The sequence below is a fragment of the Fibrobacter succinogenes subsp. succinogenes S85 genome (assembly GCF_000146505.1).
GTDB classification, from domain to species: Bacteria; Fibrobacterota; Fibrobacteria; order Fibrobacterales; family Fibrobacteraceae; genus Fibrobacter; species Fibrobacter succinogenes.
The window spans coordinates 3,550,887-3,573,914 of record NC_017448.1 but is presented as its reverse complement, the minus strand read 5'-3'; the positions used below and the strand labels follow the sequence as shown (position 1 = coordinate 3,573,914).

Sequence of the window (23,028 nt, the reverse complement as noted above, 5' to 3'; positions counted from 1 at the left end):
AAATCACCCAAACTGACGCAAAATATAAAGCTTTTGAAAAATACTTTTTTGTAAAAAGGCTTTAAATAATTATGTCAAAATTGCTACAAAGTCGCAAAATTTTACAGAAAATGGCGAAACCGAAGTTTCGCCACGAAATACTTTACAATATGTGAAAAACGATTTTTTGAATTAAAGCACACCCTTGCTGCTGGGGACGCCCTTCACATTGCGGGAAGGAGCAACAGCCATAGCGACGGCACGTGCAAAAGCCTTGAAGATGGATTCTAGGCAGTGATGATTGTCATTGCCGTAGAAGAGTTCCACATGCAAGTTCATGCGGGCATTTTCGCAGAGGCTCTTGAAGAAGTGTTCGAACATGCTTGCTTCGATTCCGCCTGCAGTTGCAGCCGGGAGCTTCACGTTCCAGACAAAGCCGATGCGGTTGCTAAAGTCAATGCACACGCGGCTCAAGGCTTCGTCCATCGGGACAAAGTAAAAGCCATAACGTTCGATGCCCTTCTTGTCGCCGAGGCATTCAACGAGAGCTTGGCCAAGCACGATGGCGATGTCTTCCATGCTATGGTGCATATCGACTTCGGTATCGCCCTTGCAGGTCAAATCGAGATGGAATCCGCCATGTACTTGGAACAAATTCAGCATGTGATCCAAGAAGCCCGAACCCGAGCTAATCTTGCCTCTCGAGCAATCGTCCAAGTTCAAGAAAAGTTGAATGTCGGTTTCACTCGTCTTACGAGAAATCTTAGAAGAACGCATCTTAGCACCTCTTATTTAAGGACACGACCGTCATAAACGCTAAAGCGAGCCACGCGGCCAAACTTCGGCACAGGCACCGGAGTTTCCACGCCGTTCAAGTACATCTTGCCAATGGCACGCGGTTCACCAATCACAATGTAAAGCGTACCGCTAGCAGTATAGACAAGCTTGTTGTCAACCGTCGCAATGTTCGCTTCTTTCACAAAATCATCATCGTCTTCGTCGCGTTTGATGCCAACCCAAGAACGCATTTCGCCAGAACCGACGAGTTCAATTCGAGTACGGCCGTTATCCGAAACCGGACCCGTCACCGTCGCCGTATCTTTTTTGGACGTCGAAGAGATAAAAATTGTTGCAGATGCCGGAAGATTTTCAGCCTTTTTCACAGCCTTGTCGACTTCGGCCTGCGTCACTTTCTCGTTCTTTTCATCCTTGATGGAATCAACCGGGACCTTGATTGCACCTTCAGGCATATCCTGATTGACTTCCGTAGAGTCTTCGGCAGCAACCACCGATGGCGGATTGGCACTAGCGTCAGAAGAAGAATTTTCCCTTGTCACAAAATGGAGCCCGACCACCAAGAGAACGAGAATAACCACAATAGCAATAGGCACTGCCTTGCTACGCGGCTTCTTTTCTTCTTCCGTCATCGGAGCAATATTCTTGATGGGTTCCGCCTCGCGGACTTCGTAACTTGAGCCCACTTCTTCGGCGTACATTTTAAGGATGGCCTTTGTATCCAAGCCAAGCTTTGAGCTCACGGAGTTCAGGTAACTACGGACATAAGCTTCAACCGGCAAAGACTTCCAGTCACTCGATTCAATGAAATGAAGCATCTTCACCGAAATTTTCGTGCGTTCGGAAAGATCTTCAATCGTAAGTCCTTGAGATTCACGAACGCGGGCCAAGAAGTCACCAAGGCGTTCGTTTGGATTTTTCTCTTCCAACTGAATCATTTGCTATACCCTAACTTGTAAACCATCCAACATTTCCAGTGTACGTGCAACTGGTAACCCAACCACGTTGTAGTAGCAACCGTTGATAGACTTGATCAAGCGCGCACCATTCGTCTGAATGCCGTAAGCGCCAGCCTTGTCCATCGGGTCCTTAGAATTTACATAATCTTTGATTTCTTGTAAGGTGCAGTTTCTAAAAAACACCTCTGTTTTCTCTTCGGACGCGCTAAGGATTTCGCCGTTACGTGCAATGGCGACACCTGTAATTACAAAATGGCTACGATTGTTTAGTTTGCTTAACATTTCAATAGCATTTGCTTCGGATTTGGGCTTGCCCAGCGGAACGTTGTCCAAAAAAACGAGCGTGTCAAAACCGAGCACATACGCATCGCGTTCCTGGCGAGATACGGACAACGCCTTGATGCAGGCATTTTCACGCGGGAAGTCAAGCGGATTTGTGCTTGTGGGCTTTTCATCTTCGCCCGAGACGACCACACGGAAGTTAACACCCAACTGTCTTAAAATTTCGGAACGGCGCGGCGAACCGCTTGCCAGTACAATTTCAGATTCAGTCATCATACATCTTTCGTCTCTCGTCTATAGGCTCAAAGAGCCGTTCTCTCGTCTAACTTAGTCATAACTCTTTGTATCGGTGCTGCCTGCGTTGAGCTTGATATCAGGCAAGTCGCGGACATACACGGAGAAGCTCCAACCTGCGGCAGGGCCAGTCGGTGTCCATGTGAAATCGAGCTGCCAGCAATGCAACACACGTTTGAACGTAAATTCATGCGAGACAAACTTGCCTTCGTTATAATCGTAACGGGTGCTATAAGAAACATCCCAGTTGACCGTCGGCTGGAACGTTGCCGAGATACCCGTTGAATGCGAAATGTTATCCTTGAACAAATTCTTCGCCACACGAGTACTGCTGAACGAATAGCGGTAATCCAAGCTCAAAGACCAATTGAGCATTTCATACTTTTCAAGCTGTGAAGGAAGACCGCCATTAAACGTACCGCTCCAGTGGAAGCTCTTTGAAAGCTCATAGCCCCAATACGTGAGTTCTGGGAACCTTACCTTGTTCGGGTTCGTATCATACTTATGGTAGAAGCTGTGGCGCGTATTGATGGTAAACATGTAATCCGGCAAAATCTGGAAGCCGAATGAAGACGAAATATCGGAGAAATTCAGCGAGTCCGCCGCAAAGTTATACGAGAAACTATGCCTAGTCGTAAGCAAGCGACGAGTGCCATACTGGTCTTCTACCGCCTTAGCCTTCTTGGCAGAATCTCCACGACTTGTATCCACATGTCCCGCCACCTTGAGGTACTTGATATCAAAGTCGTTATTCAAACTGAATCCAACTGTCTGCTGTTTTTGCTGGTATGGGTACTGTCCCAAGTACGGGTGTGGAGCAAAAGTTTTCACCGTATCAATTTCAGGAGCATACGTATAAGACACGCTCGGAGACAGCACATGGCGAATACCCGTAAAGCGCCCAATTTCAGGAACCCATATACCGTAAAGTTTCGTATCGGCAGTCAAGCTATAACTGTGGTTGTACGCTACATTACCATAAGTCCCTTCTTCAGGATTAAAGCTCAAATAGCGTTTTCTCTTGTACAAAGAATCATTCGGATTGCGCCAGGACGTACCCGTCCAATACCCAGTAAAAGTCGCTCTCGGGGTAATGTTAATCACGTCAAAAAGACGACCCGAGTAATCCAAAGTGTATGTTCCCGTATAACCCAGGTAATGCGCCGTCGTATCCTTATTGAGCGTTGTATCACGTTCGCGATGCGACTTGTAGTTAAAGCGGTTCGTGAAACTGTAGTTGAACTTTTCAAGGAACGACTGGAACGAGCCGTCTTCGGCAGCCACCTCGCCTTCTTCCAGTTCAAAGTTGAAAAGGTTTCCGCTCATGCGGTACTGGATATCGGGCAAGTCTCTTTCGAGCATCCCCGTCGTGAGGTTTTGGTTCTGCGAGACCTTGACCGTCAAGCTCTTGTTGTTGCCGAATTTACCGGAGTAAGCCAACGAGGCATTCGCCTGCTGGTTCAAAATAGTGCTAGATTCCAAGGAATTTTTTTTACGGACATCAGTGCTACTTACAAACGAGCCCTGGCCACTCAACGTATGCTTCGCATCGGGAGTCAAGTTCTGGTTATGCGAAAAATCGATATCGTAACCGCTACGACTAAAGTCAAATTCCTCAAGGTAGCTCGTGTACTTGATGTGACCATCTAACAAATAGCGTTTCTTATAGCGGATTTCACCCGACAAGGTAGACTTTTCAAACCGAGCCTCGTCACCTTCAATAATGTCTGCTGAAAGAGTCGCATCCCAATAATCGTTCGCAGCGTAATAGAATCCGATATTGCGCAAGTAGTAGCCCTGCTTTTGGTCACCACCGAACTTCGGCGTCAAAAGACCGGACTTACGCCCGCTCTTGAGCGGAGCCACAATCATCGGGAGAACCGCCACAGGCACATCGGCTATGTTCAAGACCACCGGCCTTGCCGTAATCGTTTCCTTGGGCTTCACCACCATGCGGCGGCCATAAAAGTAGAAGTGCTGGTGCGTCGTATCGTTACACGTACTGAAGTCGCCACGCGCAATCTGGATTCGAGTATCCGGAAGGCGGCGGACTTCCATACCATTCAGTTGCTGGTTATCCTGGAACGTGGTCGCATAATACACCTCGCCGATTTTGGACTTGAGGTTGTACTTGAGGCGCATCCCCGAAAGCGATGGATTCTTGGTTTCGCGAAGCACAGGATTTCCGCTGGCGGCAAGAATCTGATTTTTCTGGTCCATCCAAATGGTATCGGATTCCAGCGTTGCCGTGCGGTACTTGAGCTGGGCGGACTTGTTCAGGTTGAACGTAGAAGTCTCTACATCGTACACAAGGTCGACCGCATGGTATTCAATCGTATCTACCCCGGTCGTATCGTTCATCCAATCCACCTCGGTCGTATCTTCTACAGGCTGTTCGCGCTCTTCAAGTTCAAAGCGGGTCATTTCCTCGCCGAAAGAGCAAGGAGCAAAGACCGCAGCGATAAACAATGCGATAACGGCCCACAGACAACGATGGGTTTTGGATAAAATCACGATTCCACAAGATAGAAAAAAAGAACGCTCCAAATATAGAGCGTTCTCCGAATTTTTGTTTAAAGCGCGAATTTAGTAAAGCAGCCACGAACGGCGCAAATTACTTGAGCACAGCGTTTGCACCGCTCACAGCGCCATTGTGGTCAATGGAAATAACATAGCGGCCGCTCGGAATCTGAGAACCGTTCCAGTTGATCGTATTGACACCAGCGACAGCGTTGTCGAGGCTAAGCGTTGCAATCTGTTCGCCATCAGCGCTCAGGATTGTAACGGTAGCGCGGCCCGGAGACTTGAGGGCAAACGAAACAGCCTTGCGGTTGAAAAGACGGAGGCTTGCATCACCCGTGCGGACCGGAGTCGTCTTGGTGAACTTCGGAGTGGTCTTTGCCTTTTCCACATAAACGCCATTGACATCAGCAGAGGCTACAGAAACATCGTTCTTGATGAGGTTTCCGCGGCTGAGCACCGCGACGAGCTGCTTGTCATTTTCGGTAGCGCTAGCAAAAGTTTCAAGTTCCTGAGCGTTTACGCGTTCCTTATCGCCATACCAGTTCTTGACGGCCTTGTTGTCCAAGTCCTTCACGGTAATCTGGGCGCGACGAACCACTGTAGAATAGGTTTCGCCATTGCTCGTGTAAGTGATTTCGAGCGGCTTATTGACCTGGCCACGAAGCTGAGCCTTGGAAAATTCAATGTTCTGGCCCTTGAGGCTGACACCGTCAACAGCGGTAATCACGTCGCCGGCACGGAGATTGGACTCTGCAGCCGGAGTTCCCGGGATAACTTCTGCCACGTGAACGCCTTCCGCCACCTGGTAAATAGTGATGCCGACACCACCAAAGGATTCGTCAGCCATGAGCGGAGCGGTCATCATAGCGGCAATCAAAGAAGCCTTAACAAAAGAATTCATAATAATCTCCTTAAAATTTTACTTCCTTAATATACATTAAAAATTTGTTATTTCAAGCGACTTTACCTAGAAAATAGAGCCCAAAAGGACGCAAAAACCTAAAAAGGCAGGTTTTTATCCTCGTCATCGTCAATGGAGTCCAATTCATTAAAATCTTCAACAACATTCTGATTTCTATAAATAACCTTATACCATTGCGGAAGACAATTATTCCAATCCAACAATGAGCATTCCAACATATCAAAAGTCATGAGTTCCGGATTAACAAGATTCCAACGCTCCAAATCGCCACAAAAGGCACTACGATAAAACATACCGCCAAAACTTCTACACATTCCAACATCCCAATTCGAGATATCTCCATTAAACACGGATCCATGAAACATATCATCCATAGATGTCACGTGCGACACATCCCATTTAGAGATATCCCCATTAAACTTAGAATAACGGAACATGTCATCCATGCGATTCACTCGGGACACATCCCATTTAGAAAGGTCTCCATTGAAAACTGACCCCTCAAACATATTACTCATGCATTGAACATTTGAAACATTCCACTCCGATATATCTCCGTTAAATGCGGAATATTTAAACATTCCGTACATACTATCAACGTTTGCCACATCCCAACGGCTAATGTCGCCATTGAAATCGGAGCCCGAAAACATTTCGTCCATATTGATCACATTGGACACGTCCCACTGGCTTATATCCCCATTAAACGTATGGTTCGGACAAGTAAACAGTCCCGTCATTTCCACCATTGGAGATACATCTATAAAGTTCAAGTCACAATTCGGTCCCAAGCGTTGAATGGTATCATAAACCAATCTTCTCAGTTCTTCAAGATCGCGCACCACAACTTTATCCGACATACAATTCACCTCTTTTATTTTAATATCGTTTTATATATCGCCATTGTAAACTGTTTTCCGAATGACAGTCTCTCATTTTTGCCCTTGACAAAAAAAGTCATTTTTACTATATTTGGAATGTGATGCAAAAATCATGCATACACTAAATTTCATTTTTCAATTTTAAATTTCCATAAAATTCTTTTTTAACGCCCCCAAGAGAAAAAAAATTTTGGGGATATTGTACCCTTTTGAATAAAAGGTGCGGTATTCTCGCCTATATATGAGGTCATCATGAATAAAAAAGAATACTTCCAGAACATCGCCAACAAGCTCCAGAGCAACACGCCGCAAGGCTGCACAAGCTCCAAGTTCACGCTTTTGAAGGTGTTGGAATACTGGGTCCGTTATTTGCAAGCAAACCCCGACTATCTCAACCCCGAAGCAGTCGTCGGCCTCATGGATTTTGAAACACAAACCGAACTCGTCAACGCGCTCGCCCAAATTGACAGACAAAATAAACTTGACGGTTCCGCACCTCTCTCCGTCGCACGAGGCAACTACTGCGGCGCACATGGAGCAATATTCCTCAAGAAATACCCGCACAAAGATTTCCACGTCGAGGTCGCCCGCAGCATCGAAAATATCAAGCACCTTTCCAAGGACGTTTTCACCGATAATGAATGGAAGCGTTTTCTCAACACTGTCATTCCGCTGTTCATGAAATTCGCCTGGCAGGAACTCAACAAAGGCACCGACGAAAGCGACTCCACCATGCAGCGAGTTGAAAAGCTCCAGGAAATGTTCCACCTGAACGACGACGAAATTGAACTCATTCTCTATCTCTGGATTCAGGAATACGATGAAATGGACGTCAAAAGCATCAAGAAGCGCTTGACTTGCGGGATGAGGACCCGTTTCACGGAAAAAGACTTGGAACTCATTCCCATCGCCACCGGACTTTCCAAGCAGCGACTTTCTGAACTGACCAACAGCGATGCGCTCATTTCCAAGCTCGGCATTCTTGACAACGATATGGATCTGGACGGGGACATTGTCCGCCACCTGAACGGTCAAAACGAGATTACTAAAGTTGGCGATATCGGCATTGCCGAAGATTCCAAGATTCCGTTCGAGACACTCGCCAAGGACCGCCCGGAAGCTGATACGCTCGTGTACTTGCTCGCTAATCACGATTACAAGAAGCCGCTCAACATTCTGTTCTACGGTCGCGCGGGTACCGGCAAGACTGAGCTTTCAAAAGCACTCGCCAATGAACTCGGACTCAAGATGTACACCATCAAGGCGCCAGCGGAGCAAGACCGATTCGGTGGCGAAGGCGGCATGTACGATGCGATTCTCCGCCGCCGCGTGCGCACACTCCGACTCGCTGCCTGGCAATGCGAAAACACAAACGCCATTATTCTCGTCGATGAAGCCGACCAGATGCTCAACTGGCTTGAAAAAGGTATGCTCAACATGCTCATGGAAGACATCCACACGCCCATCATCTGGATTTCGAATTCCATGACGTTCGTCGAAGAAAGCACCCGCCGCCGTTTTGACTTTTCGATGGAATTCAAGAACTTTACGGCGGAAAAACGCGCTTTGCAGTTGCACTCCGTATTGAACGTGCTCCACGTTCCCGACATGATCAGCGAAGAAGAAATCCAGAACATCGCCGCGGAATACCCCGTCACAGTCGGCGGCTACACCAAGGCGGTCCAAAACGCCATCCCCGCCGCCAAGCAGGACAAAGGAATCGCGGTCACCGTCATCCGCAAAATGCTCGATGCACATGCGAACTTGCTCAACATCGCCCGCGACAACACCCGCGAAAAGACGACGCACGCTCCCGCTTACACGCTGACCGGGCTCAACATAGACCAGAACATTGACGACATTGTTGAAATCGCCGAGAACTTCAACGGTATTTGGGACAAGTTAAACGGCAAAGACGCTGCGCAGTCACTGAACATTCTGCTCTACGGCGCACCGGGAACAGGCAAAACTGAATTCGTGCGATTCCTTGCCCGCAAACTGAACAGAAATCTCGTCGTCAAGCGCGCTAGCGACTTGCTCGGGATGTACGTCGGCGAAACCGAAGCCAAAATCAAGGCCGCTTTCGAAGAAGCCGAAGAACGCAAAGCCATTCTCTTCTTCGATGAAGCCGATAGCTTCTTAAACGACCGCAACGGAGCCGTCCGCAATTTCGAAGTAACGCAGGTCAACGAACTCTTGACGCAGATGGAAAACTTCAACGGGATTTTCATCGCCGCCACAAATTTCAACGCAAGACTTGACAACGCCTCCCGCCGCCGCTTTGCGCTCAAGGTCAAATTTGACTACCTCACCCGCGAAGGGATTGAAACAGTATGGCACTCGTTCTTCCCCAAGCTCGAATGCCCCGCACAGGTCAAGCACATGACGACTCTCGCCCCGGGCGATTTCAGTGCCGTCTACAACCAGTTGCGTTACTTGCCCGCACATAAGCTCACCACCGACTGCATTGCTGACGCTCTTGAAAAAGAAGTTGAAGCGAAGGAAGGCAGCGATAACAAGAGAAAGATGGGGTTCTAAAACGAGAAAGCCCGCCGGCATGAACGCCGACGGGTTTTATACTTGATTTTTAGTTAGGCACTAAATTTCATAAAAAAAGTCGTCATCTAATAATTCTGCAGCCTTTTCAAGAGCACTATAATTTGGTGTTCCATTGAACACATCGTCTAATATCGAGCCCCTGTAATTTCGCATTTTCAATTTCCATGAGCGAATATTACGCTTAAATTGAGAGTTTTCAAACATAGACTTAGCCTCAACAACGCTAGACACGTCCCATCCGCTAATATCACAATTGAATTGGGATTTCTTGAACATTTCAGTCATATTCGTGACTTTAGAAACATTCCACGAACTGATATCGCCATTGAATTCGGATTCTTCAAACATTCCAGTCATATTTGTGACTTTAGAAACATCCCACTGACTAATGTTACCATTGAAATTGGAACCCAAGAACATACCACTCATATCCGTCACATTCGAGACATTCCATTGACTAATGTCACCATTAAAATTGGAATCAACAAACAAACCGCTCATATCCGTCACATTTGAAACATCAATATAGTTCAAATCACATTTAGGTCCTTTTCTTCCTATTACAGCACGTACAATTTTATCAAGATGATCTTTGTCTCTAGCGACAATCCTATTCGTTGGTCTAGCAATTCTATACCAAGAAGGATAATCGTTAGCCCATTCAATGGCTGAGTCATTAAACATATTACCCAATGTGGCATCAATAGACACATTCCATTGACTGATATCTTTGTTAAATCGGGAATGCGCAAACATAGAGCTCATATTAGTAACTCTTGACACATCCCACTGGCTGATATCACCGTTAAATTGTGAATATGAAAACATAACACTCATATTAGTCACACCTGACACATTCCAAAGGCTGATATCGTCATTGAATTCAGATCCCCGAAACATCCCGCTCATATTCTTCACTTTTGACACGTTCCATAGGCTAATGTCGCCACAGAATGGATTGAACTCTCCATACACAACAGAATCGCACGCAAACATCTTACTCATGTCCGTCACACTCGACACATCCCATTGACTAATATCACCGTCAAATTGAGAATTAGCAAACATGCTTCCCATATCCGTTACATTTGACACATTCCACCGACTAATATCACCATTAAACTGAGATCCTTCAAACATAGCATGCATGTTTTTCACATTTGACACGTTCCACCAACTAATATCACCATTAAATTGGGAATCTTTAAACATAGCATGCATATCAGTCACATTTGATACGTCCCACCGACTAAGATCACCATTGTATTGGGAATCTTCAAACATGGCATGCATATCAGTCACACCAAATACATCCCACCGACTGATATCACCATCAAATTGAGATGCATAAAACAAATGAGCCATACATTTTACGTTAGATACATCCCACTGACTAATATCGCCATTGAACATCGCCCCAGCAAACATATCCCCCATATCAGTCACTTTCAATACATTCCATTGACCAATGTTTCCTTTAAATTGAGAATTTTCAAACATTCCGTTCATATTCGTCACATTGGATACATTCCATTGGCAGATATTCCCATTAAACTTGCTTCTTTTAAATGCTTTTCGATCCAAATCATTAAATTCCGCAATGACATCCGCATCTCGTTCAGGATCATAAGCTCCTTCAAATCCAAACAAACTTCTCATATCAGTCACATGCGACACATCTATATAATTCAAGTCACATTCTAAACCTTTTCTCTCAATAGCAGCATCAACAATTTCAATAAGATTTTCAAGGTCACTAGCCACAACTCTATTTATCCGTCCTTCATTTCTATACCAGGACGGATAGCAATTCGCCCATTCCGTAACAGATTCATCAAACATTCCCTCCACATTTGCAGCATGCGATAAAAACCATCGGTCAATATTCTTATTAAACCGAGAACCAGCAAACATATAACTAAAATTTTTAACACGATACACATTCCATTGACTAATGTTTCCATTGAATGGGGAGTGTTCAAACATAAGACTCATATTCGTCACATTGGATACATTCCAACTACTAATATCACCATTGAATTGGGATTCATCAAACATATAACTCATATCCGTTACATTTGAGACATTCCAACAACTTAGGTTTCCATTGAATTGAGATTCACTGAACATATACCCCATACTCTTTACATTGGATACGTTCCATCTGCTAATATTTCCTTTAAATTGAGATTTCTTAAACATACCCCACATATCAGTCACACTAGAGACATCCCAATTACTAATATCACCATTAAATTGCGATTGTCTAAACATATCGCTCATACTTGTCACATTGGATACGTCCCAATGGCTGATATTTCCATTAAACGAACTTCTTTTTTTTGCTTTTCGAAGCTCTTCATCAAATTCTTCTTCAGGAATATCATCATCAATCGGAACGAATCCGAACAACTCATGCATATCAGTCACTTGCGACACATCGATAAAATTCAAATCGCATTCAAGACCGTTTTCTTCAATAGCTTTATCAATAAGTTCAATGAGATGTTCTCTGTTCTGGGCGATCATAATAAATCCTCTTTGATATTTTTTAGAAATATACAATATAAAATAGGATTATAAGCTCAAAACCTAATTAAATCCTGTTTAAAGAAAAAGCCCCACCAACCTAGAAGTCAGAGGAGCTTTGAGATTTATTCTCTATATTACTATAAAATTAAGGGTTCTTCGTACACATTAAAACCGATTTCATCATCAGTTAACTCCGTATCCGAATCTTTTCCAACAGAACTTTTTGATTCAATTTGCGGTTTATCTTCAATCTGTTTTGGTTCTGGATTTGATTTTTTCTGTTCCGGTTCGTCCGGCATATAACCAGTCTTCAAAATATTCCTGATTCTGTCCAGAAGGTACTGGACTTTAGATGAAACCGCGACCTTAGACTTTTTCGAAACATTCCATTTAATCAATGCATCATTCAATTGTCCCTGCATAGCAGCAAAAATACACGACAACATAAATTCACTTGTTCGATTTTGAATGCCGTTACGCATCAGAGAGAAACGGTCTAGAATTTTTTTGACATCTACCAGCAGGAATTCTTCATCGGAGTATTTTCGTGAAAATTCCTTCCAGTACGTCAGATGCATTTGCGGCCATCCTGTCAATCCTTCATAGAACTCCTTAAATCCATCATAATTGAACGTTTGGTTATAAGAACATTCATCCCACATGGCTATGGTAACTATAAAATGGAATAGAAATACACTAGATAGAACAAAATGACGATCCGGATTTTCCTTGGACAAAGCCAAGTTCTTAGCTTGGATTTCAGCCCATTGATCTCTATTGTAGTCTATACAGAACCAACTATCGCATCTTGGTTCTGTGTTAAAGACATTCTTGATGTCTTCTTTGTATTCATTTTCCAAATATTTTTTGATCATAATAATTCCTTGTAAAAAAGAAATTGATACAATAAACCCACCCATATATTATCGTTAAATGGGTGGGAAATGTAAAATGACTCTACCCCGCCTCTCTACTCATCATTTTCGTCAAACATTTCATCATCATCGTCATCAAACATATACTCTTTATCTGTAACATTTGACATATCCCACTGACTGATGTCGCCTTTGAATTTTGAATATTGAAACATGCCGCTCATTTCCGTCACATTTGAGACATTCCATTGACTGATATCACCATTAAATTCGGAACCATGAAACAAGTCTTTCATATTCGTCACATGGGATACATTCCAATGGCAGATGTCGCCATTGAACTTAGAACATTGAAACATGCTGCTCATTTCCGTCACATTTGAGACATTCCATTGACTGATATCGCCATTGAATTCGGAACTATAAAACATGTTTTTCATATTCGTCACATGAGATACATCCCAATGGCTAATATCGCCATTGAACTTAGAACATTCAAACATGCCATACATATCTGTCACATTTGACACATCCCATTGACTAATATCGCCGTTGAATTTAGAACACCAAAACATTCCCATCATATTAGTCACGTTTGATACATCCCACCCGCTGATATCGCCATTGAATTCAGTGTTGCCAAACATATTGTTCATATCCGTCACGTTCGATACATTCCATCGACTGATATCGCCGTTAAATTTTGAGCTGACAAAAAGCCCTTCCATGTTCGTTACATTTGACACATCCCATTGACTGATGTCACCATTGAAATCAGAACCGCGAAACATATCCGTCATATCCGTCACGTTCGACACATCCCACCCACTGATATCGCCATTAAATTTGTTTCTCAATAGTGTTTTTCTATTCCATTCAGCATACTCCTCATCGGGAATTTCTTCACCGTAATCATTAAAAATCCGCGTAAACCCAAACAACTTGCGCATATCCGTCACTTGCGACACGTCAATATAATTCAGGTCACATTGCAAGCCCTTTCTTTCAATCGCCGCATCAATAATCTCCATAAGATTATAACAGTCAGTAGCAACAACTTTTTGGTTCCGTTCATCTATCCCATACCAGGACGGATAGCAATTCGCCCATTCCGTAGCAGACTCTAGAAACATATTATCCTTAACCGTCTCATTTGACACATTCCATTTACTAATGTCTCTGTTGAATTTAGAGTACCAAAACATCCCCGTCATATCAGTCACATTCGATACATTCCACCCGCTAATATCACCATTGAATTGTGAATTGAAAAACACCCCTTTCATGTCTTTCGCGCATGACACGTCCCACTGACCGATATCTCCATTAAAAGAAGAGGAAAAAAACATCGCTTTCATGTTTGTCACATGCGACACATCCCATTGACTGATATCGCCATCAAATTGACTTCTTTTTAAAGCTTTTCTTTGCGAATCATCCATTTCTTCTTCGGGAATTTCTTCATCCGTTTCATCATCAAGCGAATAAAAACCAAACAGCCAACTCATATCCGTCACCTGCGACACATCAATAAAATTCAAGTCACATTCAAGACCATTTCTTTCAATTGCCGCATCAATAAGCTCGATAAGATGATCACGATCCCGAGCAACAACCTTATGGACCTGTTCATCTTTTCCATACCAAGATGGATAGCGATTGTTTTTTTCAATACCAGAGTTGAAAAACATACTATCCTTAACCGTTTCTTTCGAGACATTCCACTGACTGATATCACCTTCAAACAGAGAATCTCTAAACATTCCCCTCATATCTGTCACATTCGACACATCCCACCCACTAATATCGCCATTGAATTGTGAATGAACAAACAGATATCTCATATTCGTCACTTGCGACACGTCAATATAATTCAAATCACACTCTGAGCCATTTCTTTTAATTACGGCTTTAATAATTTCAATAAGATTTTCGCGGTTCTCGGCAACAATCCCATTTACTCGCTTACCCTTATACCAGGACGGATAACACATCGCCCATTCCGTAGCAGATTCGTCAAACATACAGCCAAAATCTTTCACATTCGATACATTCCAATGACTGACATCGCCATTGAATGGAGAATGAACAAACATGCCTCTCATATCTGTCACACGAGACACATTCCAACGGCTGATATCACCATTGAACTTAGAACAGCTAAACATACACGCCATGTACGTCACATTAGACACATCCCAATGACTGATATCGCCATTGAATTTAGACCTCCAAAACATGCTTCCCATATCCGTCACGTTTGATACGTTCCACCCACTAATATCGCCATTAAACCGAGAGAAAGCAAACATTTCTCTCATACTCCACACATTCGACACATCCCATTTATAATGTCGCCGTTAAACGGGGAATGGCTAAACAATTCGCTCATATCATACACTTGCGACACGTCAATAAAATTCAGGTCGCATTCATAACCCTTTTCTTCAATGGCTTTATGGATTAGTTCAATAAGTTGTTCTTTATTTTTGGCGATCATAATAAATCCTCTTTCTAACCTACTTGAGTAAGCTTGTCATAGATGTAGCAAATTTTTTCTTCAGTTCGGTTTGCCTTGTAGACCAAGTGGTCTTCAACCTTGCCAATTCTGGTGGAAAAATAGAGACCATCCTGAGTGAGCATTTGAGCGTAGTCCGATACCTTGTAATCTCGCAGCAGATTGGAATTATTTTCAACGTACTGAACTTTTGATTCGTAACGGTAGAAGTCAATGTAACGGTCGGGATTGCAGAAGTGGAGTAGACCGTTGCGGATTGGAGCGTTTGAATCAAGCTTGGTCTTGAAGACGAAATGGACCAGAGCCTGTTTCAGTTCAAACAAATTTTTAAACGTTGGCTTTTTCGGCCATGTGATGAACTGTTCAAAGATAGAATAGATCAACATCAGTTCTTTTTTGCGAGCGGGTCGAGTTGTCGATGTACTCCAGAGACCTTGTCCTACATAGTAATCATCAATGTAATCAGCCCAACCTTCATTGATAGAAAGTGCCTTGCCATATTCACCGCAAGAAGTTTCGCAAAAAGAAATACCCAAGCTCCACAACCAGTAGAAATGAGCGGACAGCAGTAGTAATTTTTCCACGAACGGTTCGGATGTCGCCAAAAGCTTGTATTCTTTCGTGACCCGCTTAGCGATTAGTTGTTCAAAGCAAGCCTTTGTATTATTGTGGCCGACACCCCGGATTAAGTCGGAGAATCGATAGTCGCTTTCGTAAAATTCTATGGTGCCATCTTCATTGAGTATTGCGGGTGCCGAAAAATCGATGGCGCGGTCTTCAACAAGAGTTTTTTTGATGAACGCATCAAACAATGCGTAGATTTTTTCATTCTCCTCCAGCTTAAAGCGTGGAGAGTCATTTGTCTGTACAGCACAAGACATATCCATAACTTACCTCTTTAATTAATGGATTAAAAGTCAAACAACAATGTCAAGGAAAAACGACAGAGGGAAACAGGAAAAACAATTAATTTTCCTTAAACCCTAAACAATATTTTCATTAAACAATTATAAAACCAAACTCATAAAAGCCGGGCTAATATAGTAAAAATTACGGTTTTTGTCAAGGTCATTTTCTGTCACTTATGTTAGTTGACAAATTCAGACAGAACAACGATACAGAGAAAAAAAGGAGATTTTTATGAATTCTGCTACCGTTATTTTTTCTAACATGGGCGACACGGACACGTTGGTTCTCAAGCATATCTGGAAGGATCTCCCGAACGTCAAGGTCATTGAGATTAACGGTTTCAACGGTCCATGGTCAAAGAAAGTTGAACAAGCGTTGCTCACCGAAAAAGACACTATTATATTATGTGGACATGGCTACCCGAGCGGACTTTTATCCCCACAAACTCACGGCAATCCATTTATTATATCAGAAAAGAACGTCCGCCACATTAAGGCAAAACGCGTTATCGGGATCTGGTGCTACGCGTCATCATTTGCAAAGAGCATGAATCTCAGCGGATTTTTCTCGTCCATGTTCATCAGCAACCCCACCGAAGCTCTCATCAACGGCTGTACAAAATCAAACGGAGAAACAATCACCCGTGAAGAAATTCTGTTCGGTCAACGATTAAGCAAGCTCATCGCAAGCGATATTCCGATGAGCGAATGGAAACAAAAACTGGTCGAACAGGCCGACACAAGCATCGATGTCGTTAAATTTAATTACAGCGGGCTGACGTACTTAGAATAACTCTATTCCGTCAATTCACGAGCTTCTTCATTAGAGGGGCGGTCGTCTTCGTAATCCTTGATAGTCTTGTCGCCCGGCACAACGATAAGGCCAAGAGTTACCGGCTCGCCCTTCAAATTGATGTAGGCTTCCAGGTAAAGCGTGGTCGAGAGGCGGATTAGGCGCAAATCCATCATGGTTCCGCCCTTGTGGATGCTCATCGGATCGCGATTGAAGAAGAGGAACTTCTTGTTGATGTATTCAAAGCGGTCTTTTTCGTAGTTGATGGACCATTCCGTATCGCCGTCATTTTCCTGACGGTAGATGCAACGGTCGTTATCGATATCGCATTCGAAGCTAGCGCTTTCCTGGTAACGCTTGTTCCATTCGCGGCTAAAGGCACAGGACTGCACGCGTGAACCACCATTACGCTGCTTATTCAGCTGGTCGTTGATGACCACGTAGTCCATCTTCATCTTCTTGACTTGATTGTAGACGTTCATGAGGATGATGTAAGCTTCAATATCCTTCGGGCATTTGCCGGTGAGATTCACATCTTCGTGAGCCTTGAGAAGAGTCTGCTGCAAGTCAATGTCAATGGCATCCGGAATTTCGCTTTTCTTGATTCTGTCAAGCGTTTCCTTGGGCGGCACGTGGATAATCTTATCGCCCTTCTTGATGGCGTAACCAAGCTGGTCGCGCACATAGTCCAAGCACTGCTGCACGTGAATGTGGACCGTATTGGATCCTGCAGAAACGAAGTCCGCGCCGATGCGCACATTCCATTCGTCAGCGGTATTTTTCGCAGCCTTGTCAAGTTCGCAGAACGGTTCCTCGCGGGTACCGTCCACAAAAATCAAGTTCACGTGAAGCTTTGTTACGAGGGATTCTTCTTTGTTGATGGCGCTACCCAAACTCCAGAAGTTCGGATTCAGGCGAAGCACTTCGGCAAAAGCCTTGTCGCCATCAAATGCCGGCAACAGAGAATCATTACGGGCATTTTTCTCTTGCAAAAGTTCGGAATAAGACGTTTTGACGTCCATATTGTCGAACGAATTACGGGCAACGGCAGAAAATGCAGACGTCGCCAAGAACGAACACGCTAAAGCTACAGAAACGCGCAACATTGAAAACATTTTCCCTCTCCTATTTTTTCACAATCTTTTTAACGGCAAAGTTGAGCAAGTACAAGATGACGCCACCTGCGATAATCGTAGGTCCAACGACAAAGTTCAACTGGCATGCGACTAAGAGTCCAAGCACCACAAGTACAAGCGAAACCAGAACCGAAATAACCATCATCTGGAGTAAATTTTTGGCATAGCATTCCGCGATGTAAGCGGGAATCGTGAGGAGCGCAATCACGAGAATCATGCCCACCGCCTGCACGGCAATCACGACCGTGAGTGCAATCAGCGCAATCAAAAGCATGTAGTAATTCAGCACGGGAATGCCGCGGACGCGAGCAAACTCCGGATCGTATGAAATCGAAAGGAAATTGCGGAAGCAAACCGAAACAGCGCCCAAGATGAACACGAGCAACGCCCCCATCCACCAGAGGAGTTCTGTCGGCACGGTCAAAAGGCTACCAAACAAGAAACTCATCATTTCGCCACTGTAACCAGGCGTCAAATCCGTTAAAATCACGCCAAGTGCCATGCCTGCCGCCCAAATAATCCCGATAAACGTATCGGCATGTTTGCGGTCGCGCCACGTGAGCGCACCCATAAGCATCGCACAGGCAAGTGCAAAACCAAGCGAGCCAAGCATCGGCGAAAAACCGATAAAGCAAGCCAGCCCCACCCCACCAAACGAGGCATGAGCCACACCGCCCGAAAGAGCCGTCAAGCGGTTCACCACGACGTACGTTCCCATAACGCCACAAGCAATGGCAACAAGCACCGCTGCGATGAGAGCGTTCTGCATAAAATCCATGGAAAGTAAATCGAGCATGTTTTTAGTGGTTGGTGGTTAGTGATTAGTGGTTAGTGATTAGTAACTAGCTTCTCTTTTAAATTTAGTAAATGCGGGATATGAAAATCCACCCAACTGGGCGCTTGAATGTTCGGATTCACGAGAACAGTCGTCCATCCGCGCTCATGAGCGGGTTCCAAATTGCGTAGCGAATCTTCAAGCAGCACAATTTGCGACTTTTCCGACGATTCCTGAGCCAAGACACCCCGCGCCACAAGCCATTTTTCAATTTTATCGTATGCGCTCACGTGAGGCTTGCCTTCCCAATCCATGAGCTTGAGGTCAAAAACATCCTCAATCGCAGAATCGAGCTGCATGTGCGCCATGCCCGCGCGGCTCCAGTCCCCTCGCCCATTCGTAAACACAAAGCGATGTCCCACAAGCGACTTTAAAAGTTCAAGCTTTTCAGGCGCCACCTTCGGGTAAATCAGGTATTCGGGTTCATGGATAAAATCAAAAAAATCGTCGGGAGCCGTACCATTCATCGCCATAAGCCCGGAAAGCGTTGTGCCAAAACGGTGCAAATAATCCTTGCGGATTTCTGTAGCACTTTCAAACGTTCCACCCACGGTCTTTTGGACAAATTCAGCAATGCGGTGGTCAAGCGAATTTAAGACAAAGCGTTCCTCTTCGCCGTAAAGCGTCAAGTCGTAATCAAAAAGCCAAATTTTTGAAGCATCGTTCTTGATGCCGATATCCAGCGCACTCACCGAGCCAACCTCTTAATAGCCCATCGCAAGCCCGCCAATTTGACGAGCGAGGTAAGTAGCGTAATTGTCCGTCATGCCACTCACAAAGTCAAGCACCTGGTGGTAAGCTTCGGCGGTCGTAACGCTTTGGCCAATCTTAGCCTGTCCAATCAAGCGGACAATGCGGTTTGCACGATACGAATTGCGATCGTTCTGGCGGTAATCGTAAACGCCGTTAATAAACGCATCAAGCACAGTACTAAGCGTCGTGTAGCTACCGACTTCAAGTTCCGTCTTGCGGCGGTCGGGGTAAATGCGTTCTACACCCAGGCGCTTCGCAATGCGAATACCTTCCATCGTATCGGAACGTGAAAGGTCAATCAAGTGCTTGTCAAGCGAACCTTCCATAATGCGGTCGTAATGCTTCACAAAAAGCACCGCCACGTCATCAATCAAGTTCTGGATGGCGCGCCCACGAATGCTGCTGAGGAAGTCTCTGAAGTTCTGACCGTTTTCTTCGAACTCGCGGTCGATATCGACTTCCGGACCACACAAGAAACTGAACATGTTGCGCACATCGCCGAACGTCAAAATGCCAAGTTCAATTGCATCTTCAACGTCAAGGATGGAATAGCAAATATCGTCTGCCGCTTCCATCAAGTACACAAGCGGATGGCGCGCCCACACGCCATTTTCAATTTCCGGAATGCCAAGAATTTCAGCCGTTTCGCGATAGAGTTCAGCCTCAGTGCGGAACAAACTCGTCGGGCAACCGTAATACGCAAGTCGCGGGTACTTAATCATCGAACCGATTGTTGCGTACGTGAGACGCATACCGCCATCAAGGAAGTGGTATTCGAGCTTGCTCAAAATGCGGTGGCCTTGAGCGTTACCGTCAAAGTTTTCGAAGTCTGCAATTTCCTTGTCGCTCAGTTCAGACATCGGTGCGGAATGGCGATTTTTGCGGAACCATTCGCGAATAGCGGCTTCACCTGCATGGCCAAACGGCGGGTTTCCAATATCGTGAGCGAGGCATGCCGACTGCACAATCGTACCGAACTGGTATTCGTTCACGTACTTCGGCAAATGCTTTTTAATCAGGTGATACACCGTAATTGCGAGGCTACGGCCCACACTCGAAACTTCAAGACTGTGCGTGAGGCGGCTGTGAACGTGGTCATTCACCGAGAACGGATGAACTTGAGTCTTGCGGCCTAAGCGACGAAATGCGGTAGAAAAAACGATGCGGTCGTAATCGCGATGGAAGTCAGAACGGTTCGGGTCCGGATCGGCCGGGTGACCGTAACGCGTTGCAGAAAGAAGCGTATCCCATTGTAGCATATAATAAATATAGCAATAAGGCAATCAGCCATGGGGTCGCACCTTCGGTGCTTTGGGCTATGGGGTATGGGCTTTTTATAATGCTGTTCCGGCTTCGACTGAGACGAACTTACGGTTATCAAGTTTCTGTTCGCCATCAAAACGGTAAGCAACCAGGCGCCCATCACCGCGATAACCTGCAACACTGTAATCCAAGCAGCAGACGTTATCACGAATAAGTTCAGGCATTCCCGTCAACCAATAATGCCCAAAGAAAACCGGGCGTTCATTTTCGCCATAGAAATCGCGAGTCTGAATTTCAAGCGGAACTTCGCGCGGAGGCAATTCCACGCCCGGCTGGAAACTGAGATCCTGCAAAGTGACGTTTTTCGGATTAATCCACCAGCGGATTCGCGTACGTTTACGATTTACACCTTCGGCATCGCGGAACGTCACTCCCTCCGGCAAATCCAATTCTGGGCCTTTCAAGAACAAACTTATCGGCCAATACAGCGAATCATCGTATTCGTCATTCTTGTCGTTCGCACGCGCAATAAGCTCGTCAAAATCGCCATCCATAAAAGAACGGATACCTTCAGCTTTAAGCACATCGGCACATTTCAAGTCAAAACAAGCGTGCTGCGCACGGAACAAGTCCGTTTCCAAGTAAAGCGGGAGCGTCTTGAGGAAATCAAGCATTTCCTGGAATTCCGCCTTGCGCCCGCGATAGCTTTCAACAGTCTTCACGTGAATCGCTACTTTGTTAAAAGAATGCTCACGCAAATAACCGCCGCGAATTGATTTTATGGGACGCCCGCCGGCTCCATTCTCGTGCCAAAAGCTAAGCGCATTGAACTCGTGATTGCCCAGCAGAGCCACAGCAGAACCCGCATCGCGCATGGCACGCACGAGATTTACCGTATCGCGCACACGACTCCCGCGGTCAATATAATCGCCTAAAAAGACGACCGTTCGAGCATCGCCCGGATAGCGGAACGCGCCTCCGCGTTCTTCGTAGCCTAGCTTTTTAAGGAGCACTACGAGTTCATCGTAATGCCCATGAATATCGCCAATGAAGTCAATCGAAGAGTTCATTAAACAGCAATCGGAGCCTTGATGGTCGGCCACGGATCGTAATTCACAAGTTCAAAATCTTCGAACTTGAAATTAAACAAATCCTTGACATCAGGATTCATCTTCATCGTCGGGAGCGCACGCGGCGTACGCGAAAGCTGTTCACGAGCCTGGTCAAAGTGATTGCTGTACAAATGCAAGTCGCCAAAAGTATGGACAAACTCGCCAGCTTCGTAACCGCAGACCTGAGCAAGCATCATCGTCAAGAGCGAATAAGACGCAATGTTGAACGGCACGCCGAGGAACATGTCGGCACTGCGCTGGTAAAGCTGGCAGCTGAGCTTACGCTTACCGCTAGCACCAACACCGCCCACGTAGAACTGGAACAGGCAATGGCACGGCGGCAAAGCCATCTTGTCGACTTCGGCGACGTTCCAGGCGCAAACCAAGTGACGGCGAGAATCCGGATTATTCTTGAGGCTATTGATCAAATTTGCAATCTGGTCAATATGTCCGCCATCGGGTGTCGGCCAGGAGCGCCACTGGTGACCGTAAACCGGGCCCAAGTCGCCATTTTCATCGGCCCATTCGTCCCAAATCGTAACCTTGTTATCGTGCAAGTACTTGATATTCGTATCGCCCTTCAAGAACCACAGCAGTTCGTGAATGATACTGCGCAAGTGGAGTTTCTTAGTTGTAAGGCACGGGAAGCCTTTGGAAAGGTCAAAGCGAGTCTGGCGGCCGAACACAGAACGAGTGCCGGTGCCAGTGCGGTCGGAACGGTCCACACCGTTATCGATAATATCTTTAAGAAGATCTAAGTATTGCTGCATATTGTTAATGTAATAAAAGTTGCTAAGCGACTTCGTCGTTTCCGAACACTTCCACGCGCTTGTACTGCTTCACAACCTTGCCATCCACTTCAGCCGCGGTTTGCAGCAAGAGTTTGTTCAAAGCCTGCAGAATCAGGTCTTGCGTGTGCTTTGGCACAGGCTTCTTTCCGAGGCGCGCCTTCTGCACCATCTTGTGGTTCAAGTTCACGGGGAGCATTTCAACGAGATCGTGATTGCTAAAGTTATTTACGGTCAGAATTTCATCAAGTTTTGTCATATACGATAATTTAGCAATTAATAAAGGCGATCCCGGCACGGAGGCCGGGATGACAAAATGGC

The 23,028-nt window shown here is 45.3% G+C and carries 19 protein-coding genes; 2 read left to right on the top strand and 17 right to left on the bottom strand.

Going from position 1 to position 23,028, the window contains the following annotated elements; all coding sequences use genetic code 11:
- Nucleotides 1-171: 171 nt before the first annotated feature.
- The 6 genes from hisB to FSU_RS14665 all read right to left on the bottom strand — a co-directional run bounded on the left by hisB (nt 172) and on the right by FSU_RS14665 (nt 6,614).
- Nucleotides 172-756 (bottom strand): imidazoleglycerol-phosphate dehydratase HisB, encoded by a 585-nt coding sequence (gene hisB / locus FSU_RS14690; RefSeq protein ID WP_014547135.1) that lies wholly within the window; start codon nt 754-756, stop codon nt 172-174.
- A gap of 11 nt (nt 757-767) precedes the next feature.
- Entirely contained in the window at nt 768-1,712 is a 945-nt protein-coding gene (locus tag FSU_RS14685; RefSeq protein WP_015732329.1) for a helix-turn-helix domain-containing protein, read from the bottom strand.
- A gap of 3 nt (nt 1,713-1,715) precedes the next feature.
- Nucleotides 1,716-2,291 carry a Maf family protein gene (locus FSU_RS14680; RefSeq protein WP_014547133.1) on the bottom strand — a complete coding sequence of 192 codons (576 nt, stop codon included), beginning with the start codon at nt 2,289-2,291 and terminating at the stop codon, nt 1,716-1,718.
- Between the two features lie 51 nt (nt 2,292-2,342).
- The gene (locus FSU_RS14675; RefSeq protein ID WP_244263661.1) at nt 2,343-4,823 is read right to left on the bottom strand and encodes a putative LPS assembly protein LptD; all 2,481 of its coding nucleotides are present in this window, start codon (nt 4,821-4,823) and stop codon (nt 2,343-2,345) included.
- A gap of 100 nt (nt 4,824-4,923) precedes the next feature.
- On the bottom strand, nt 4,924-5,733 hold the full coding sequence (locus tag FSU_RS14670) for a PDZ domain-containing protein (protein WP_014547130.1): 810 nt from the start codon (nt 5,731-5,733) through the stop codon (nt 4,924-4,926).
- Nucleotides 5,734-5,831: 98 nt separating this feature from the next.
- Nucleotides 5,832-6,614 (bottom strand): BspA family leucine-rich repeat surface protein, encoded by a 783-nt coding sequence (locus FSU_RS14665; RefSeq protein ID WP_014547129.1) that lies wholly within the window; start codon nt 6,612-6,614, stop codon nt 5,832-5,834.
- 273 nt (nt 6,615-6,887) lie between these two features.
- Between FSU_RS14665 and FSU_RS14660 the strand changes: the two genes are divergently transcribed.
- The gene (locus FSU_RS14660; RefSeq protein ID WP_014547128.1) at nt 6,888-9,173 is read left to right on the top strand and encodes an AAA family ATPase; all 2,286 of its coding nucleotides are present in this window, start codon (nt 6,888-6,890) and stop codon (nt 9,171-9,173) included.
- A 60-nt stretch (nt 9,174-9,233) separates the two neighbouring features.
- Here FSU_RS14660 and FSU_RS14655 read toward each other — a convergent pair whose 3' ends face one another.
- The 4 genes from FSU_RS14655 to FSU_RS14635 all read right to left on the bottom strand — a co-directional run bounded on the left by FSU_RS14655 (nt 9,234) and on the right by FSU_RS14635 (nt 16,006).
- The gene (locus tag FSU_RS14655) at nt 9,234-11,723 is read right to left on the bottom strand and encodes a BspA family leucine-rich repeat surface protein (protein WP_014547127.1); all 2,490 of its coding nucleotides are present in this window, start codon (nt 11,721-11,723) and stop codon (nt 9,234-9,236) included.
- Nucleotides 11,724-11,863: 140 nt separating this feature from the next.
- The gene (locus FSU_RS14650; RefSeq protein WP_014547126.1) at nt 11,864-12,646 is read right to left on the bottom strand and encodes a hypothetical protein; all 783 of its coding nucleotides are present in this window, start codon (nt 12,644-12,646) and stop codon (nt 11,864-11,866) included.
- Nucleotides 12,647-12,696: 50 nt separating this feature from the next.
- Nucleotides 12,697-14,922, bottom strand: coding sequence for a BspA family leucine-rich repeat surface protein (locus FSU_RS16010; protein WP_049858432.1), 2,226 nt, complete (start codon nt 14,920-14,922; stop codon nt 12,697-12,699).
- A 193-nt stretch (nt 14,923-15,115) separates the two neighbouring features.
- Nucleotides 15,116-16,006 (bottom strand): hypothetical protein, encoded by an 891-nt coding sequence (locus FSU_RS14635; RefSeq protein ID WP_015732326.1) that lies wholly within the window; start codon nt 16,004-16,006, stop codon nt 15,116-15,118.
- A gap of 253 nt (nt 16,007-16,259) precedes the next feature.
- On the opposite strand from FSU_RS14635, the gene FSU_RS14630 reads away from it, so the two are divergent.
- Nucleotides 16,260-16,820: a hypothetical protein gene (locus tag FSU_RS14630; RefSeq protein WP_014547125.1), complete on the top strand. Its 561-nt coding sequence runs from the start codon at nt 16,260-16,262 to the stop codon at nt 16,818-16,820.
- 2 nt (nt 16,821-16,822) lie between these two features.
- On the opposite strand, the gene FSU_RS14625 is transcribed toward FSU_RS14630, so the two are convergent.
- The 7 genes from FSU_RS14625 to FSU_RS14595 all read right to left on the bottom strand — a co-directional run bounded on the left by FSU_RS14625 (nt 16,823) and on the right by FSU_RS14595 (nt 22,966).
- A complete protein-coding gene (locus FSU_RS14625; RefSeq protein ID WP_014547124.1) occupies nt 16,823-17,935 on the bottom strand; it encodes a hypothetical protein in 1,113 nt (370 codons plus the stop codon).
- Nucleotides 17,936-17,945: 10 nt separating this feature from the next.
- Nucleotides 17,946-18,752 (bottom strand): metal ABC transporter permease, encoded by an 807-nt coding sequence (locus tag FSU_RS14620; RefSeq protein ID WP_014547123.1) that lies wholly within the window; start codon nt 18,750-18,752, stop codon nt 17,946-17,948.
- Between the two features lie 32 nt (nt 18,753-18,784).
- A complete protein-coding gene (locus tag FSU_RS14615) occupies nt 18,785-19,483 on the bottom strand; it encodes an HAD family hydrolase (RefSeq protein WP_014547122.1) in 699 nt (232 codons plus the stop codon).
- A 12-nt stretch (nt 19,484-19,495) separates the two neighbouring features.
- Nucleotides 19,496-20,803 carry a deoxyguanosinetriphosphate triphosphohydrolase gene (locus tag FSU_RS14610; protein WP_015732325.1) on the bottom strand — a complete coding sequence of 436 codons (1,308 nt, stop codon included), beginning with the start codon at nt 20,801-20,803 and terminating at the stop codon, nt 19,496-19,498.
- Between the two features lie 75 nt (nt 20,804-20,878).
- Nucleotides 20,879-21,877 (bottom strand): metallophosphoesterase, encoded by a 999-nt coding sequence (locus tag FSU_RS14605; protein WP_015732324.1) that lies wholly within the window; start codon nt 21,875-21,877, stop codon nt 20,879-20,881.
- Nucleotides 21,877-22,689 (bottom strand): thymidylate synthase, encoded by an 813-nt coding sequence (locus FSU_RS14600; RefSeq protein WP_014547119.1) that lies wholly within the window; start codon nt 22,687-22,689, stop codon nt 21,877-21,879. The genes FSU_RS14605 and FSU_RS14600 overlap by 1 nt, the downstream gene beginning before the upstream one ends.
- A gap of 22 nt (nt 22,690-22,711) precedes the next feature.
- Nucleotides 22,712-22,966 (bottom strand): hypothetical protein, encoded by a 255-nt coding sequence (locus FSU_RS14595; protein ID WP_015732323.1) that lies wholly within the window; start codon nt 22,964-22,966, stop codon nt 22,712-22,714.
- Between the last annotated feature and the right edge of the window lie 62 nt (nt 22,967-23,028).

Excerpts from the sequence above, each read along its gene's own strand:
- FSU_RS14655 (WP_014547127.1), bottom strand. The coding sequence starts at position 11,723 with ATGATCGCCCAGAACAGAGAACATCTCATTGAACTTATTGATAAAGCT.
- hisB (WP_014547135.1), bottom strand. The coding sequence starts at position 756 with ATGCGTTCTTCTAAGATTTCTCGTAAGACGAGTGAAACCGACATTCAA.
- FSU_RS14660 (WP_014547128.1), top strand. The coding sequence starts at position 6,888 with ATGAATAAAAAAGAATACTTCCAGAACATCGCCAACAAGCTCCAGAGC.
- FSU_RS14665 (WP_014547129.1), bottom strand. The coding sequence starts at position 6,614 with ATGTCGGATAAAGTTGTGGTGCGCGATCTTGAAGAACTGAGAAGATTG.
- FSU_RS14635 (WP_015732326.1), bottom strand. The coding sequence starts at position 16,006 with ATGGATATGTCTTGTGCTGTACAGACAAATGACTCTCCACGCTTTAAG.
- FSU_RS14670 (WP_014547130.1), bottom strand. The coding sequence starts at position 5,733 with ATGAATTCTTTTGTTAAGGCTTCTTTGATTGCCGCTATGATGACCGCT.
- FSU_RS14595 (WP_015732323.1), bottom strand. The coding sequence starts at position 22,966 with ATGACAAAACTTGATGAAATTCTGACCGTAAATAACTTTAGCAATCAC.
- FSU_RS14685 (WP_015732329.1), bottom strand. The coding sequence starts at position 1,712 with ATGATTCAGTTGGAAGAGAAAAATCCAAACGAACGCCTTGGTGACTTC.
- FSU_RS14600 (WP_014547119.1), bottom strand. The coding sequence starts at position 22,689 with ATGCAGCAATACTTAGATCTTCTTAAAGATATTATCGATAACGGTGTG.
- FSU_RS14605 (WP_015732324.1), bottom strand. The coding sequence starts at position 21,877 with ATGAACTCTTCGATTGACTTCATTGGCGATATTCATGGGCATTACGAT.
- FSU_RS14650 (WP_014547126.1), bottom strand. The coding sequence starts at position 12,646 with ATGGGTGGGTTTATTGTATCAATTTCTTTTTTACAAGGAATTATTATG.
- FSU_RS16010 (WP_049858432.1), bottom strand. The coding sequence starts at position 14,922 with ATGAGAGAAATGTTTGCTTTCTCTCGGTTTAATGGCGATATTAGTGGG.
- FSU_RS14630 (WP_014547125.1), top strand. The coding sequence starts at position 16,260 with ATGAATTCTGCTACCGTTATTTTTTCTAACATGGGCGACACGGACACG.
- FSU_RS14610 (WP_015732325.1), bottom strand. The coding sequence starts at position 20,803 with ATGCTACAATGGGATACGCTTCTTTCTGCAACGCGTTACGGTCACCCG.
- FSU_RS14680 (WP_014547133.1), bottom strand. The coding sequence starts at position 2,291 with ATGATGACTGAATCTGAAATTGTACTGGCAAGCGGTTCGCCGCGCCGT.
- FSU_RS14620 (WP_014547123.1), bottom strand. The coding sequence starts at position 18,752 with ATGCTCGATTTACTTTCCATGGATTTTATGCAGAACGCTCTCATCGCA.
- FSU_RS14625 (WP_014547124.1), bottom strand. The coding sequence starts at position 17,935 with ATGTTTTCAATGTTGCGCGTTTCTGTAGCTTTAGCGTGTTCGTTCTTG.